This window comes from Arthrobacter sp. B055-34 (assembly GCF_059090425.1).
Genome location: NZ_JBNHFQ010000013.1, coordinates 87499 through 102154, shown reverse-complemented (window position 1 = coordinate 102154; position 14656 = coordinate 87499). Strand labels below are relative to the sequence as shown.

Genomic DNA, 14656 nt, shown 5'->3' with positions numbered 1-14656 from the left:
GGTCCCGACATCATCCAGGCCATCCGGATCAATCCGCTCCAAAACCGCGGCCAGCGCCGCCGGCGCCAGGTTCTCCCAGCCCTCCGGCAGGCCCGGCACCTCCGGCAGCACCGCAGCCGTCGCCAGCATCTGGGCGGCTTCCTCGGCCGCTTCATCGAAGGGCTCCGAGTGCCGGCCGCCGAAGGCCAGGTTCTCCTCCGCCCAGGCATCAAGCAGGAGTTTGTGCAGCATGATTTCCAGCAACGAACTGCCCGCCAAACCGAGCGCCCGCAAACCGCGCTCCCGGTCCGGCTCCGGCGCCGGTATGAAATCAAACTGGAAATCTTCCATACCCCCACCCTACGAACCGCCTCTGACAGTTTGTGACCACGCACACACCATGGAGTGGAAGCGGCAGAAAAACATCGGAAACTTTCCGACGGCGGAGCTTGCAAGGGCGACCAAGGCGACGTGATGCCCAAGGCGTACGAAGCAGCTCGCGAAGCGGTGGCCGGCAGGGGTGTGGAAAAGACCGGCAGGGTCTGTGGGGGTAATACGCCCCTAGAGTCCGCCGTGGGGGTACTGATTGAAGTTAAAGAGATAGCGCCGGCTGGTTGGAGGTTGGGGGAAAACTCCGACCGGCCGGCGCCGCATCACTCGCACCTTTATGAGGTAACTTCACAGTAGGCCTTGAACTTGATTGTTCGCCGGGAGCAACCTGTGAATTGCCTGAGTATGGTTTTTAGGCAGCTCGTTCCAGCACGAAGTCGCGCAGGGTCAAGCGGCCGGTGGGGAAGTTCATGCCGCCAACGGTCCGGAAGCCGCTCTTGGCGTAGAACTTCTGGGCACGCACGTTTTCCTCGCTGACGGAGAGCCACACCGCACGCGAACCGTTTTCCGCAGCGGCGGACAGGGTGACGTTCATGAGCCGATGAGACAGGCCGCTGCCGTGGGCGTCGGCCCGAATGTAGAACTTGCTCAGCATCGAGGTGGGCCGCAAAGTCAGAGCCGCCTGGACTTCGACATCCAGGGGAGGGGTGTGGATGAGCATGCTGTAGCCCACCAATCTCAGGCCAGGGCGAGTTGTGGGCACGTCACCTGGATCAGCATTCGGCCCTTCGAGCACCATCACGGTTCGTTCCGCGTTAGCGATATAGCTGCTGAACCGGGCCTCGGTGAGATGCTCTGCAATGTAGCCGTTGATGTCGTCCTCGGTCATGACCGGAGGGCACGCCAGCGGGAAAGTTGCCGCGGCCAATTCGGCGAGGGCAACGGCGTCGTCGGCTGTGGCCTGTCGGATCAAAGCGTCGGCGGGCAGCACTGTCCTGCCGGTCGCAAATCCGGGCATGGTTGCAGATTCCGCTGACGCTAATCCTGCGTCTGGATGGATCGAATCGTTCACGGAACAATCCTAAGCGGGCGTCAACGCTCCGTTGTGATCACGCGCTGTACTCTGCCTTCACTGCGAGGACAGGGGCATTGGCCTGTAGCAGGATCTGCTGGGCGCTGCTGCCCAGCAGGAACTTGCCCACGGAGCTGCGGTGCCGGATCCCAATGATGATCAGCGACGGATCCAGGGCCTCAGCGGTGTCCAGAAGATCACCCACGGCATCACGGCTGCGCTCGTTCGGCAGCCGGTAGCTCACGGCCACCCCCTCCACCTCGGTAGGGAAGTCCAACTGGCTGCCGCTGACGACCTCTTCATCATGAACGGTCCGGTCCAGATCGAAAACCACAAGATCCTGTCCGCGGAGTCGAGCTTCCGCGACGGCAGCTGTAAAGGCGGCCGTTCCTTCCCTGGAGCGGGACCGACCAACGAGAATAGTCATAAGTGTTACCTTTCGCCGTTCGCCAGTTGCGACGGGTTTAGGTCACTCTGGCCACGTGAAATAGCGTACATTGGATCGATTTCTTCTAACGAACCAAAGTCCGCATGGTGAATGCTCCACTATCAGCAATTCTAAGGAAGGTCGGGAATCATGGCATCCCCGAAGCCCCAACCCGGCGAGTCCATGGCCGCGAGTGGCCGTTCCCGGAAACGGACCATCGGTCTAACTATCTATGGCGTGATCGCGGCGATTGTCATCGGAGGCGCAGTCTTCACCTCCTCCCGCAGTGCAGCCGATGCAGAGCTGCGCAGCAAGCTGACCCTTATTGCTCCTGCCGGTGCCGGTGGCGGGTGGGACACTTTCGCACGCGAACAGCAGCAAGCCCTGCGCTCCAACGGCATTGTGAACAGCGTTCAGGTAGTCAACGTGCCCGGCGCAGCCGGCACCATCGGTCTGGGCCAGTTTTCCACCATGCACGGACAGTCCTCAACCCTGATGGCCACGGGCACCGTGATGCTCGGTGGCATCCAGCTCAACGACTCCCCGGTGGGAATGGACGACGTGCGCCCCTTGGCCCGGCTCGCCGATGATTACGACGCGATCGTGGTGGCCGCCGATTCGCCCTTTAACTCCATCGATGATCTGATCGCCGAATGGAAGAAGGATCCGCGGGAGTTCCCGTTCACCGGCGGCTCAATCGGCTCCATTGACCATCTGGTCATGGCGCAATTGGCCATGGAAGCCGGGATCGATGCCTCGCAGACCACCTATATCCCCAACACCAGCGGTGGCGAAGCACTGCAGACCGTCTTCTCCGATACCGCCAAAGCAGCCATCAGCGGTTACAACGAGTTCGCGGACCAGATCGAGGCAGGCAGGGTGAAGGCTCTGGCCATTTCGGCGCCGCAGCGGCTGGAAGGCATCGACGTTCCCACCTTGCTGGAAGAAGGCTACGACGTGCAAATGAGCAACTGGCGCGGGATGGTCGCTGCCCCGGGGACCAGCGACGAGGACTTCGAGGAGTTGCTGAGCATCATCACCGAAATGTCGCAGACCGCAGAGTGGGAAGACGCTCTGGCCCGCAACCAATGGGATAACACGTTCATGGCCGGCGAAGAATTCGAGGAGTTCATCACCGCGGAGGAAGAAGAAGTCGCCGAGATCCTGGAAGGGCTGGACCTGTGACACATCCGGACAACCAAACGCAGCCGGGCACAGCGCCTCCGGCCGGGCCCGCCACGCCTACCGCCCAGGGCTTCTGGCACGGACGCAGTGGAATCGTCATCGCCGTCGTACTGGCGGCGTTCAGCACCTATCTGCTGGTGGGCATATTCGACATGGATGTACCTTCGGGCGCAGCCTTCCCTGGACCGACATTCTTCCCGGCCCTGATCGTGGCGGCCGGCTACCTTCTTTCGGTGCTCCTGGCCGTGTTCACGATCAAGAACCCGGACCCGCCCAAGCCCCCGCACTACGAATTCGAAGAGGACTTGGATCCGGACGTCCGGGCCGCGGCCGAAAAGGCCGCGGCCAGGAAGTACGCATCGTATTCGGACTGGTCCTCGGTTGTGGTGGCTATCGGCAGCTTCCTGCTTTTCGCTTTGCTGATGGAACCGCTGGGTTGGATCATTGCCGCAGCTGTTCTGTTCTGGGGCATGGCCCGGGCCATGGGAAGCCGCCGGCCGCTGTTCGACATCAGCCTGGCACTGGTGGTCGCCTCGCTCATCCAGCTCGCCTTCGGCGCCGGACTGGGCCTCAGTCTGCCCGCCGGGATCCTGGGAGGTGTGTTCTAAATGGATGCTCTAGCCAACCTGATGGAAGGCTTCAGCCTGGCGCTGACGCCGATGAATCTGCTCTGGGTAGTCGTGGGCGCGTTCCTCGGGACCGCAGTGGGGGTGCTCCCGGGGCTCGGGTCCTCCATGGCGGTGGCGCTGCTGCTGCCGATGACCTTCGCGCTGGATCCGATCGGGGCATTCATCATGTTCGCCGGGGTGTACTTCGGCGGGCTCTTCGGCGATTCCACCATGGCCATCCTTATGAACACACCGGGACAAGCCTCGTCAATCGCCAGTACGTTCGAGGGCCACAAGATGGCCAAGGCCGGCAGGGCACCGCAAGCCCTGGCGACCGCTGCCATCGGCGCCTTCATCGGCGGCATCATCGCCAGCATTCTGGTGGTGTTCTTCGCCCCTGTCCTCGCCGATCTGTCCGCCAACTTCGGCCCGCAGGAATTCTTCGCGCTGGCCGTCTTCGCGTTCCTGGCCACCTCCTCGGTCGTCTCGGACTCGGTGATCAAGGGACTGGTTTCCCTGGTCTTCGGCCTCGGTATTGCCGTGCTCGGCATCGACAGCATCTCCGGCGCCGAGCGCTTCAGCTTCGGCGTGCCGGAACTTTTCGACGGCGTTAACATCATCACCGTCACCGTGGGCATCCTGGCACTCGGCGAGGTGTTCCACGTGGCCTCGCGGATCCGGCGCGATCCGGCTGCCGTGGCCACGCCCTCCTCGGGCCGGCCGTACCTCTCCAAGGCCGAATTCCGCGAGGCGCTGCCGGCCTGGCTGCGCGGCACAGCGATCGGTGTACCTTTCGGCGTCATTCCCGTGGGCGGCGCGGAAGTGCCCACCTTCCTGGCTTACGGGGCCGAGCGTTCGCTGGACCGCCGCCGCCGGAAGCCGATGTTCGGCAAGGGCGCCATCCGCGGACTGGCCGCGCCGGAAGCGGCTGGCAACGCGACCACGGGTACCGCGATGGGAGCGCTGCTGGCGCTTGGCCTGCCGGTCTCGGCCACTGCGGCGATCATGTTGGCCGCGTTCCAGCAGTACGGGCTGCAGCCGGGCCCGCTGCTCTTCGACCGCGCACCGGATCTGGTCTGGGCGCTGCTGGCCAGCTTCTTCCTCGGCCTGATCGTGCTGCTGATCCTGAACCTGCCCTTCGCACGGTTCTGGGCCAAGCTGCTGCTGATCCCCAAGCCGTACCTGTACGCGGGAATCTCGGTCTTCTGCGGGCTGGGCGTCTACGCGACGTCGGCGTCGGTGTTCGACCTGCTGATGGTGCTCGGCATCGGGGTGCTGGGCTTCCTGATGCGCCGCTACGGCATCCCGCTGGCGCCGATCATGATCGGCATTGTGCTGGGTCCACTGGCCGAAACCTCCATGCGCTCGGCCTTGTTGTCCTCGAACGGGGACTACGCCGTTTTCGTGGACAGCCCGATCACCATCACGCTGTACATCCTGCTGGCGGTTGCCCTGCTCATCACGGCGATCAGCCGGATCCGTGCGCGCGCCAAGGCCGACGTGTAGCAAACTACCAACAGCGGACGACGGCGGCGCCCCGCCTTCAAAAAGGTGGGGCGCCGCGGTCGTTCTCGGCTTTAAAGACGGTGGCCGGCTAGACCTTCAGCGACTTCTGCTTGCCCTTGGAGTCCAGGATCAGGGCCAGCGCGATGCCGAACATCCAGATGTCCTTGGCCAGGCCGGTTCCCTCGGCGGTGGGGCGGACGCTGTCCTCGTGCGTCATGCCCGGGGTCTTGAGGTACATGCCGATCAGCGTGCCGGAGAATGCGGCGAGGCCCAGGCCCACCAGCCGGCTGGGGATGAACGGAGCCAGCAGCGCGCTGCCGAGGGCGAGTTCGCCGTAGCTGACGTACTTGCCGAACTGCTCGGGCTCCATGTCCTTAATCTGGGGCAGGATGTTGCCGGCCATGCCCTGCAGGTATGCGGCGCTGTCCTTGTCCAGGTTCATCTTGCCGATGCCGGAATTGAGGATAAATCCGCCGGTGGTCAGGCGCAGGGGAATGTGGCTGAGCTTCATGTCAGGTCCTTCCGGTAGTCAGGCTCGGTCCCTTCGAGCGTACTTCCGGGGGACCGCTCCTGCCAGTGGTCGGCGGGCAGCTTCTGCCGGAAGGGCGAGTGCGCAGCCCGATGTGACAGCTGCGCAGCCCGGTGGCGCGGGCTACAGTTTGTTTCCGGCGCACTTCACACTGTTTTCCGTTGCTAATGCATGGGCTGCTGAGATTCAGTTAAGCGAAACAAACCGAAATGCCGCCGTGCGTTAACTTGCGGTTTGAGCCTCGTCTGCTTGGATGGAATGTAATAGGAAACGGGTATCCCGGTTCCGAAACAGCAGAAGGTTAGTGATGGATTACATCCAGGCCGAGCATCCACGGCCTCACCATTTCATACTGCACATGAGCGACACCCATCTGGTGGGCGGTCCGAATCCCCTGTACGGACAGGTGGACAGCGAGGCCCGGCTCCAGCAGGTCTTCACCGAACTCGAGGCTTCCGGCGCGCGTCCGCAGGCCATCGTGTTCACCGGAGATCTGGCGGACAAGGGCGAGCCGGAGGCGTACACCAAGCTCCGCGCCATCGTCGAGCCGGCCGCGGAGCGGTTGGACGCGCAGGTCATCTGGGCCATGGGGAACCATGACGACCGCGCCAATCTGCGCGCTGGTCTGCTGGATCAGCCGGCGGACATGTCCCCGCTGGATAAAGCGTACGACGTCGATGGCCTGCGCGTGATCACGCTGGATTCCACCGTGCCCGGGTTCCACCATGGCGAGCTCAGCGACAACCAGTTGGACTGGCTCAAGGGGGAGCTGGCGGTGTCAGCGCCGCACGGCACCATTCTCGCGCTGCACCACCCGCCGGTGCCGTGCGTGCAGGATCTGTCCGTGCTGGTGGAGCTGCGGGACCAGAGCCGGCTGGCCGCGGCGCTGGAGGATACAGACGTGCGGACCATTCTGGCCGGGCACCTGCACTATTCCACCACCGCCATGTTCGCCGGCATTCCTGTGTCGGTAGCCTCGGCGACCTGCTACACGCAAGACCTGAACGTTCCCGTGGGCGGCACCCGCGGCCGCGACGGCGCCCAGGCCTACAATCTGGTCCACGTGTACGACGAGACGATCGTCCACTCGGTGGTGCCGATCGGCGACTACGCCACCGTGGGCGAATACGTGTCCCCGGAGGAAACCCAGCGCCGGCTGGACGCGGCCGGCATCCGGATTCCCGAGAGCGGCCGCCAGCTCGCCGGAGTCTGACAACGACGGCGGCACGGGCCTTTGCGTTTACGGCTTCCGCAGGTGCGGGCACCGTTTTGTAGCCAGCGGTACCGGGGCTCAATAGGCTGGGTGCATGATGCCTGATTCTTCCCAAACTTCCGCTGGCCCAACCTCGCCTAACTCTGCCTCGGCCAGCCCAACTCCAGCGGCGGAACCTGCCAAGCGGACCGATGTGATCGTTGCGATCGCCGACAGGGTCACTTCGTTCGGCGTCCGACGGGCCTACGGCGAACCGGTCCAGGTGGGCTCCGAGCAGGTGGTTCCGGTGGCGCTCGTCCAATTCGGCTTCGGCGGCGGCGAATCGGAGACCGGCGAAGGCGGAGGTGGCGGCGGCGGAATGGTGCTGCCCGTCGGCGTGCTGGCGCCGGACAGCCAAGGCAAAGCCTCGTTCCGGCCCAACCCGCTGGCACTGCTGGTTTGTACCGTCCCGCTGGTGTGGTCAGCCGGCCACGCGGTAGCGAGGGTGGTTAAGGCTTGCCGACGGTAAAGCCGACAGCTAACCCAACGACGGCGGGTGAGCGCCCGCCGTCGTAATTCTCGTTAGGCTGTTACTTGCCCGGAGCCGTTAATTTTTCCCATCGGTCTTATTTTTCCCAGGGCGCGGGGATCGGGAAGTACTTCTCGAGGAAGTCTGTCACGACTTCCTGCCGCTCCAGGGCCGGAACTTCCGGGAAGCTGCCGTCATTGAGGCAGAAGAAGTCATGGTTGCGCTTCTTCAGCAGCTTCGCCAATGCTTTCAGCCCCGAGTACATGGTGGTGTCGATGTACTTGACCTTGGCCTCGGTCTGCGTGACGGCGCGTCCGGTCAGCAGCGCGTAGTAGTGGTAGAGCGAGTTGGTGACCGAGATGTTGTCCTTGGCGCGGAAACGGCTCGCCGCGGTGGCCTCGAACTCGGCGGCGAACTCCTTCTCCATTTCCAGCAGCACGCTCTTGCGCAGGGGCGCGGCGCAGTGTTCCAGATGCCGGGTGGTGATGCGGCCGAAGCGATCGTAGAGCAGCTTGCGGTTCACGCGGGCGGCGTTTTCGAAGCCTGAGCGGTCCAAGTGGTTGTCGCCCAGCCCGATCCGGGTGGAGGCCTCGATGAACTTCGTGATGCCACCAGGGGAAAAGAACACGTGCGGACCCACCGCGCGGCCGAAGAACATGTCGTCGTTGGAGTAGAGGAAGTGCTCGCTCAGGCCCTCGATGTGCTGCAGCTGCGCCTCGACGGCCTGAGAGTTGTGCGTGGGCAGGACCGAGGGGTCCTTGAAGTGCTCTTCGCTGCGCACAATGTTGATGGCCGGATGCTCGGCGTTCAGCCACTCAGGCACGGGGGAGTCCGTGGCGATGTAGATGTTGCGGATCCACGGCGCGAACATGTACACCGAACGCAGCGCGTACTTGAGCTCGTTGATCTGCCGGAAACGGGCCTCGGCGTCGTCGCCCTCGCCGAGGATGACCCCTTCCATCCGCTTGCGGCGGGCGGCCTGGTAGGCCGGATCGTTCCCGTCCACCCAGGAGAAGACGATGTCGATCTCGAAGTCGATGTCCGTGGCGTGGTCGGCGAACATGTTCTCGATGGTCGGCCAGTCCAGGCCATACCGGCGCACGGTGCCGCGGACGGCTTCGGCCGCAGGGAGCGAACGCCGGGTCAGCGAGTTTTCGATGGGCAGGATCAGCTTCTCGTCCTGCCACATCCACAGTTCCAGCTGCACGCCGGCCGACTGCCCGTAGACCAGCCCGCCGTTCGGCTCGATACGGGGGCGGTAGAGCCGGAAGATGCGGGCCTGGTTGCCCTCGGCGAGCCGGCCGTCGCCGACCAGCAGCGCGCGCTTCTTCTTGGCGTCCACCGTCATGGAGTAGAACGGTTCGTTCAGGCAGGCGGCGGCCAGCGCGTCCTGAAGTTCCCGGCGGTCATCCCAATTGATGGCGATGACCGGGCGGGCATCATTGCCCCGGACCAGCAAGTATCCGATACCAGCGTCATCGAGTACACGGCGGATGAACAGCAGGTCCTCCACCATCGCCTCATGCTGGGTGCGGTCCCTGTTGACCAGCGCATAGCGCCGCTTGACCTTGACGACATCCTCGCGGTCGCTCAAGCGTGCGACGGCGGCAGGAGAGGTCACCTCAACGACGTCGCGCTGGCTTTCCTCCGGTTCCGGGGCACCAAAGTACGCATCCGAAATGTCACTGGGGGCAAGCGATTCGGTAATGGAAGTCTCCTTTAGTTTTGGATGTGGCGTATCTCCTCCATACTAAGCCTGCCTTCCCGCCGGGGTGAGGCGACTGTGGATTCAGCGAGCTTCGAGGGCTGGGGAAGACGCGAGGAGCTGCTGTGTGTAGGGATGCTGGGGCGCGGCGAAGAGCTGCTCGGCCGGGCCGTGCTCGACGATCCGGCCGCGACGCAGGACGGCAACCCTGTCGCTCATGTGCCGCACCACCCCCAGATCGTGCGAAATGAACAGGTAGCTCAGCCCCAGTTCCCGCTGCAGGTCATCGAGCAGGTCCAGGATCTGGGCCTGGATCGAGACGTCCAGCGCCGAGGCCGGTTCGTCGCAGATCAGGATCCGGGGCCGTGGCGCCAGAGCGCGGGCGATGGCGACGCGCTGGCGCTGGCCGCCCGAAAGCGTGCGCGGGCCGCGGCGGGCAAAGTCCGCGGGCAGCCCGACCATCTCCAGCAGGTCCTGGACCTGCTCGCCGGCGCTCCGGGAATTCAGCGTCCGGCCGCCGGTGGCCGCGTCCGCCAGGGTCTGCCCGACGGTCAGCCGCGGATCGAACGAGCTGAGCGGGTCCTGGTAGACGGTGCCGATCAACGGCCGCCGGCTCCGGCGGTCCTTCTCGGTGAGCGCGCTCCAAGGCTCGCCGAAAAGCCGGACCTGGCCGGCATCCGGTGCGGTGAGGCCGAGCGCGATGCGGGCGATGGTGGTTTTGCCGGAACCGGATTCGCCCACCAGCCCGAGCGTCTCCCCGGCGGCCAGTTCGAAAGAGACATTATCGACGGCGGTGAAGCTGGTCTTGTCCGGGTTGCGGAAGCGTTTGGTCAGGCCGGTGGCCTGCAGAACGGGTGCGCCGGCGCCGGATTGCGGGAAACGGCCGCCCGCCGATGTCGGTTTCGGTGCCTTCGGGCTGGACGAGATCGACGATCGGGACAGGCGCGCGCCGCGGGGATGGCCGGAGGGCAAGGCGCGCAGCAGTTTCTTTGTGTAGTCGTGCTGCGGCGAGCCCAGGACCTGCGCCACCGGGCCTTGCTCCACAATCCTGCCCTCGGTCATCACCGCCACCTGGTCCGCCACCGAACCGACCACTGCCAGATCGTGGCTGATCAGCAGCATCGCCGTTCCCCGCTCCCGCAGTGAGGCCAGCAGGTCCAGAATCTGCGCCTGCACCGTGGCATCGAGCGCGGTGGTGGGCTCGTCGGCGATAAGCAGCGCCGGATCCAGCGCGATGGCGGAGGCGATCAGGGCCCGCTGGCGCAGGCCGCCGGAGAGTTCGCCGGAGCGCTGGCCCGCCCGCAGCTGCGGATCGTCCATGCCCACATCGGCCAGCAGCTTCAGCACCCGCCGGCTGCGTTCGGCGCTGGTCAGCCGGGTGCGCAGCCGGAGCGAATCCTCGATCTCGCGCCCGATGGTCCGCAGCGGATCCAGCGAGACCAGCGCATCCTGCAGCACAAAGCCGACCTTGCTGCCGCGCAACTGCCGCCAGCCGCGCCGACCCAGTCCGGTCAAGGACTTACCGCCCAGTTCCATCCGCTCCGCCGAAACGCCCGCAGTTTCCCCGGCGAGGCCGATCAGGGCCCGCGCGGTCACCGACTTGCCGGAACCGGATTCGCCCACCAGCGCCAGGCACTGCCCGCGGTCGATGGATAAAGACACCCCGCGCACTGCCGGGACGGCACCAAAGCCGACGTTGAGGTTCTCAACCCGCAGCACGGCGTCGTTCTCCGCGATCACCGTCCGGCCACCCTTCGCTGCAGGGCGCGCCCCAGCACGGTCGAGGACGCCGCCGTCAGGACAATCGCGACGCCGGGGAAGAACGTCATCCACCACGCCGTGCCCAGATACGTCCGGCCGGCCGCCAGCATCGCACCCCACTCGGCGGCCGGCGGCGGTGCCCCGAGGCCGAGGAAGCTCAGCGAGGACGCCCACACCACGGCCTGGCCCAGCCCGAGGGTGCCGAGCACAAAGACGGGGGGGAGGGCGTTGGGCAGGATGTGGCGGAAGAGTACCTGCGCCGGGCGGCGGCCCAGTACGACGGCGGCCTCCACCATTGCGGACGACCTCAGCTGGCTGATTTGGCCGCGGATGATGCGCGCGTAGCCCGGCGCCGTCGAGAGCCCGACGGCGATGACCGAGGTGGTGATCCCCGGGCCGGCCAGCGCGATGAACACCAGCGCCAGCAGCAGGCCCGGCAGCGCGAACAGCACTTCGAGGATCCGGCCCACGCCGAAATCCAGCCAGCGGCCGCCGAGCCCGGCCAGCGTGCCGAGCACCAGCGCCAGCCCGACGCCGATGGCGGTGGCTGCTGCGCCGATCAGCAGCGACGGGCGGGCGCCGTGGATCACGCGCGAGTAGATGTCGCGACCGGACTCGTCGGTGCCGAACCAATGCTTGGCGGACGGGCCCTGGAACGAGTCGGCCGGGTTGATGGCCAGCGGGTCGAATGGCGCCAGCAGCGTGGGGAAGCAGGCGGCCAGCACCAGGAACAGTGTGACGGCGGCGGCGCCGAGTTCGACGGCGCGCAGCCCGGACACCCGGAGCAGGCCGCGGGTGGGTCCGAGGGTTCCTGCGGCGCCGGGCGTGCCAGGAGTCTCTGTGACATCAGGGGTTCCAGCCGCGCCTGAGGTCCCGGCGAGTATCGGGTCCTGGTGATTGCGCTTGCTCGAAAAGATGCTCATGCGCCCCGCAACCGTGGATCGGCGGCGCGCTCGGCCACGTCGCTGGCGGCCATGACCACCACGTAGGCCAGTGCCGAGACCAGGGCGACGCCGGTGACCAGCGGGATGTCGCGCAGCGTGACGGCGTTGAGCAGGGTCCGGCCCAGCCCCGGGCGGGCAAAGATCGACTCCACGACGACGGCGCCGCTGAGCAGGCTGCCGAAGGCCCAGCCGGAAAGCGCGATGCCGGGCAGCGCGGCATGGCGCAGAGCGTGGCGGAACAGCACACCGGTCTCGCCTTCCCCGCGGGCACGGGCGGAAAGCGCGAACGGCGAGGTCATGGCGTTGAGCATGGATTCGCGCATCACCTGGCCCAGGAATCCGGCCAGCGGCAGCGCCAGCGCCAGCACGGGCAGCACCAGCCCGTCGGCGGAGTTGGTGCTGACCGGCGGCAGCCAGCCCAGCGTATTGGAGAACAGCAGGATCAGGATGCTGGCCAGCCAGAAGTGCGGCACCGCGGCTGCGGCGATCTCCAGCCCCGAAGCAACGACGGCGGCCGCCTTGCCGTTCAGCGTGGACCAGCCGGCCAGTCCGAGCGCCAGCAGCCAGGCGACCAGCAGGGCCAGGGCAGACAGCAGGAGTGTGCCGGGCAACTGGTTGCCGAGCAGCTCGGCCACGGGCATCCGCAGCGAGTAGGAGTCGCCCAGATCGCCCTGCACCAGGCGGCCCAGCTGGGTGAAGTACTGCACCAGCAGCGGCTGGTCCAGCCCGTAGTCCCGGCGGACCTGCTCCAGCGCCTCGGGCGACGCCTGCGATCCCGGGCCGCCGAGAATGGCTTCGGCCGGATCGCCGGGGATCAGCCGGATCCCGAAGAAGATCAGCGTCGCAACGGCCCAGAGCACGAAGACCGCGCCCAGCATCTTGGCGAGCAGCCAGCGTACGGTTGTGGGGAGGCGGACGCCCTCGGCCAGCGTCCGCGCCGGCCCCCCGTCGCCGTCGCTCAGCGCCGGCCGGCCGGGAGCCGGTTGCTCAGGAGTTGAGCCAGGCATCGTAGAACGTCGGCGTGGACACGGTGGGCAGCGCCCGCGACCCGGAGACTTCCGAGCGGTACAGGAAGTGGTTCTGCTGGTCGTACAGCGGCAGGATGTAGTAGCCCTCCAGCACAATCTTCTGCGCCTCTTCGTACAGCGCCGCGCGCTCGGCCGGGTCGGAAGTTTCGCTGCCCTTGGTCAGGATCTCATCGAGTTCGTCCAGCTTCACCTGGGACAGGTTGGCGAAGTACCCGCTGGGTGCCGGAACGGTGCTGTCCGAGTGGAACAGGATCCGCAGCACGTCCGGGCCCACCTTGGTGTACGGGGCGCTGACCAGGTTGTAATCGTTCTCGGCCAGGGCGCCGTACCAGCTGGACAGATCCAGCAGGTTCAGCTTGATCTCGAAGCCGGCTTCCTTGGCCGTGGCCTGCAGCTGCTCGAACAGGGACTGCTCGGCCGGGATGGACTGGTTGGTGCTGACCGGGAACTCCAGGCTCAGCCGCTTCCCGTCCTTCACCCGGTAGCCCTCGGCATCCCGCTCAGTCCAGCCGGCCTCGTCCAGCAGGCGGTTGGCCTCGGCCGGGTCGTAGCCGAACAGGGACTCGTCGGAGTAGCTCAGCGGCTCAACGCTGGAGAGCGGCGAGTAGGAGCGTTCGGCGGTCCCGAAGAACAGGGAGGAAACGCCGTCGTTCACATTCACCGCCCGGACAAACGCCTCGCGCACCAGCGGATCATTGAAGGGCGCCTTGCTGGTGTTCAGCTCCAGCCGGTTGGAGGCGCCGGGCCGCGGGGCGTCCAGGTGCTTGATGACGTCGTTGTTCTCCGCTGCGGCAATGGTGTCCGGCTGGGCGTTGTCGATCACGTGCACCTCGCCGGCCTGCAGCGCGGCATAGCGGGTGGCGGATTCCGGAATGAACTTCCAGGTGATGGACTCCAGGTAGGCCGGGCCCTCGTGGGCGGCATCGGCCGGCGGGGAGTTGTAATTCTCGTTGCGGACCATGGTGATCGAGTCCTGCTTGACCCAGTCCTCCACGATGAACGGTCCCGTGCCGACGGGCGCCGCGCAGTTCTCTTCCTGGCTGCGCTCCAGCGCCTTGGGGGACTGGATGGCGACCCACGGCATGCTGAACGATTCCAGCAGCGCACTGTCCGGAGCCTTGAGGTTCAGCCTGAGGGTGAGGTCGTCGACCACCTCGGCGCTCTCAATCTTCTGCAGCGCCAGGTAGCCGGTGGAGGACGCGGTTTCGGGATCCTGGACGTGCTCGATGTTGGCCTTCACTGCCTCGGCATTGAGCGGGGTGCCGTCAGCGAACTCCACGCCCTCGCGCAGCGTGAAGGTCCAGGTCAGGCCGTCTTCGCTTTCCTGCCATTCGCTGGCCAGCCACGGGATGATCTCGCCGTCGTCGTTCTTGGAAACCAGCGGTTCCAGGTACTGGCTGGCCGCCAGCGCCTGTGGGTAATTGCCGCCCACATGCGGATCCAGGCACGTCGGTTCGGCGTCGCCCGTGGCGTAAACGAGGTTCCCGCCGCTGACCGGCTCGCCCGCATTCTCCTCGGAACCGGTGCCGCCGGCACTGCAACCGGCCAAAAGTACGACGGCGGCCGCGGCACCTGCCGCGGAAACGACGGCACGGCGCGGGGTACGGAAGGGAAACGACATAGGATACTTCCTCAACTGGATCCGCCCGGCGGTGGCCTGCGGCGGTGTTGCACGGCCGGAAGGGCGCCGGCCGCAGTTTGCTCCCATTAAGGGTAGGTCAGCAGCGCAAACCGACGCATGACGTGCCGCACAGTGTGAGCAACCTCTCCGGCACGCCGGCGGAGCTCGCGGGTTGGCAGGCTGTAACGGAAGTCTCAGCACAGCGCGGCGAACCGTACTATGGTGCTGTGGCCGCCCGGC

The 14656-nt window shown here is 66.0% G+C and carries 14 protein-coding genes; 5 read left to right on the top strand and 9 right to left on the bottom strand.

Annotated elements, in window-relative coordinates:
- From AC5RWO_RS19860 to AC5RWO_RS19850, 3 genes are all read right to left on the bottom strand, one after another.
- Window positions 1-330: hypothetical protein (locus tag AC5RWO_RS19860; protein ID WP_498733431.1), on the bottom strand; the 330-nt coding region annotated here is incomplete at its 3' end.
- A gap of 391 nt (window positions 331-721) precedes the next feature.
- A complete protein-coding gene (locus tag AC5RWO_RS19855) occupies window positions 722-1327 on the bottom strand; it encodes a GNAT family N-acetyltransferase (RefSeq protein WP_498733429.1) in 606 nt (201 codons plus the stop codon).
- 91 nt (window positions 1328-1418) lie between these two features.
- Window positions 1419-1808 (bottom strand): universal stress protein, encoded by a 390-nt coding sequence (locus AC5RWO_RS19850; RefSeq protein WP_498733427.1) that lies wholly within the window; start codon window positions 1806-1808, stop codon window positions 1419-1421.
- Between the two features lie 150 nt (window positions 1809-1958).
- Here AC5RWO_RS19850 and AC5RWO_RS19845 point away from each other — a divergent pair, with 150 nt between their 5' ends.
- From AC5RWO_RS19845 to AC5RWO_RS19835, 3 genes are read left to right on the top strand one after another with little or no spacing between them, the layout of a single operon-like run.
- On the top strand, window positions 1959-2993 hold the full coding sequence (locus tag AC5RWO_RS19845) for a Bug family tripartite tricarboxylate transporter substrate binding protein (RefSeq protein WP_498733425.1): 1035 nt from the start codon (window positions 1959-1961) through the stop codon (window positions 2991-2993).
- Window positions 2990-3601: a tripartite tricarboxylate transporter TctB family protein gene (locus tag AC5RWO_RS19840; protein WP_498733423.1), complete on the top strand. Its 612-nt coding sequence runs from the start codon at window positions 2990-2992 to the stop codon at window positions 3599-3601. Before AC5RWO_RS19845 ends, AC5RWO_RS19840 begins: the two co-directional genes overlap by 4 nt.
- The gene (locus AC5RWO_RS19835; RefSeq protein ID WP_498733421.1) at window positions 3602-5107 is read left to right on the top strand and encodes a tripartite tricarboxylate transporter permease; all 1506 of its coding nucleotides are present in this window, start codon (window positions 3602-3604) and stop codon (window positions 5105-5107) included.
- Between the two features lie 88 nt (window positions 5108-5195).
- On the opposite strand, the gene AC5RWO_RS19830 is transcribed toward AC5RWO_RS19835, so the two are convergent.
- Window positions 5196-5618: a hypothetical protein gene (locus AC5RWO_RS19830; protein WP_498733419.1), complete on the bottom strand. Its 423-nt coding sequence runs from the start codon at window positions 5616-5618 to the stop codon at window positions 5196-5198.
- Between the two features lie 325 nt (window positions 5619-5943).
- Between AC5RWO_RS19830 and AC5RWO_RS19825 the strand changes: the two genes are divergently transcribed.
- Both AC5RWO_RS19825 and AC5RWO_RS19820 read left to right on the top strand, forming a co-directional pair.
- Complete coding sequence (locus tag AC5RWO_RS19825) at window positions 5944-6849, top strand: phosphodiesterase (protein ID WP_498733417.1); 906 nt, start codon at window positions 5944-5946, stop codon at window positions 6847-6849.
- Window positions 6850-7042: 193 nt separating this feature from the next.
- On the top strand, window positions 7043-7357 hold the full coding sequence (locus AC5RWO_RS19820; protein WP_498733415.1) for a hypothetical protein: 315 nt from the start codon (window positions 7043-7045) through the stop codon (window positions 7355-7357).
- Window positions 7358-7454: 97 nt separating this feature from the next.
- Here AC5RWO_RS19820 and AC5RWO_RS19815 read toward each other — a convergent pair whose 3' ends face one another.
- The 5 genes from AC5RWO_RS19815 to AC5RWO_RS19795 form a co-directional block, all read right to left on the bottom strand.
- Window positions 7455-8873, bottom strand: coding sequence for a stealth family protein (locus AC5RWO_RS19815; RefSeq protein ID WP_498733439.1), 1419 nt, complete (start codon window positions 8871-8873; stop codon window positions 7455-7457).
- 273 nt (window positions 8874-9146) lie between these two features.
- Window positions 9147-10802 carry a dipeptide ABC transporter ATP-binding protein gene (locus AC5RWO_RS19810; protein WP_498733413.1) on the bottom strand — a complete coding sequence of 552 codons (1656 nt, stop codon included), beginning with the start codon at window positions 10800-10802 and terminating at the stop codon, window positions 9147-9149.
- Entirely contained in the window at window positions 10799-11746 is a 948-nt protein-coding gene (locus AC5RWO_RS19805) for an ABC transporter permease (protein WP_498733411.1), read from the bottom strand. The genes AC5RWO_RS19810 and AC5RWO_RS19805 overlap by 4 nt, the downstream gene beginning before the upstream one ends.
- Complete coding sequence (locus tag AC5RWO_RS19800) at window positions 11743-12774, bottom strand: ABC transporter permease (RefSeq protein ID WP_498733409.1); 1032 nt, start codon at window positions 12772-12774, stop codon at window positions 11743-11745. Before AC5RWO_RS19800 ends, AC5RWO_RS19805 begins: the two co-directional genes overlap by 4 nt.
- Window positions 12755-14416, bottom strand: a complete 1662-nt coding sequence (locus AC5RWO_RS19795) for an ABC transporter substrate-binding protein (protein WP_498733407.1) — start codon at window positions 14414-14416, stop codon at window positions 12755-12757. The genes AC5RWO_RS19800 and AC5RWO_RS19795 overlap by 20 nt, the downstream gene beginning before the upstream one ends.
- Window positions 14417-14656: the final 240 nt, after the last annotated feature.

Bases quoted from the DNA above. Each gene is read 5' to 3' on its own strand.
- AC5RWO_RS19830 (WP_498733419.1), bottom strand. From the start codon at position 5,618: ATGAAGCTCAGCCACATTCCCCTGCGCCTGACCACCGGCGGATTTATC.
- AC5RWO_RS19850 (WP_498733427.1), bottom strand. From the start codon at position 1,808: ATGACTATTCTCGTTGGTCGGTCCCGCTCCAGGGAAGGAACGGCCGCC.
- AC5RWO_RS19795 (WP_498733407.1), bottom strand. From the start codon at position 14,416: ATGTCGTTTCCCTTCCGTACCCCGCGCCGTGCCGTCGTTTCCGCGGCA.
- AC5RWO_RS19835 (WP_498733421.1), top strand. From the start codon at position 3,602: ATGGATGCTCTAGCCAACCTGATGGAAGGCTTCAGCCTGGCGCTGACG.
- AC5RWO_RS19805 (WP_498733411.1), bottom strand. From the start codon at position 11,746: ATGAGCATCTTTTCGAGCAAGCGCAATCACCAGGACCCGATACTCGCC.
- AC5RWO_RS19855 (WP_498733429.1), bottom strand. From the start codon at position 1,327: ATGCCCGGATTTGCGACCGGCAGGACAGTGCTGCCCGCCGACGCTTTG.
- AC5RWO_RS19845 (WP_498733425.1), top strand. From the start codon at position 1,959: ATGGCATCCCCGAAGCCCCAACCCGGCGAGTCCATGGCCGCGAGTGGC.
- AC5RWO_RS19825 (WP_498733417.1), top strand. From the start codon at position 5,944: ATGGATTACATCCAGGCCGAGCATCCACGGCCTCACCATTTCATACTG.
- AC5RWO_RS19815 (WP_498733439.1), bottom strand. From the start codon at position 8,873: ATGGTGGAGGACCTGCTGTTCATCCGCCGTGTACTCGATGACGCTGGT.
- AC5RWO_RS19800 (WP_498733409.1), bottom strand. From the start codon at position 12,774: ATGCCTGGCTCAACTCCTGAGCAACCGGCTCCCGGCCGGCCGGCGCTG.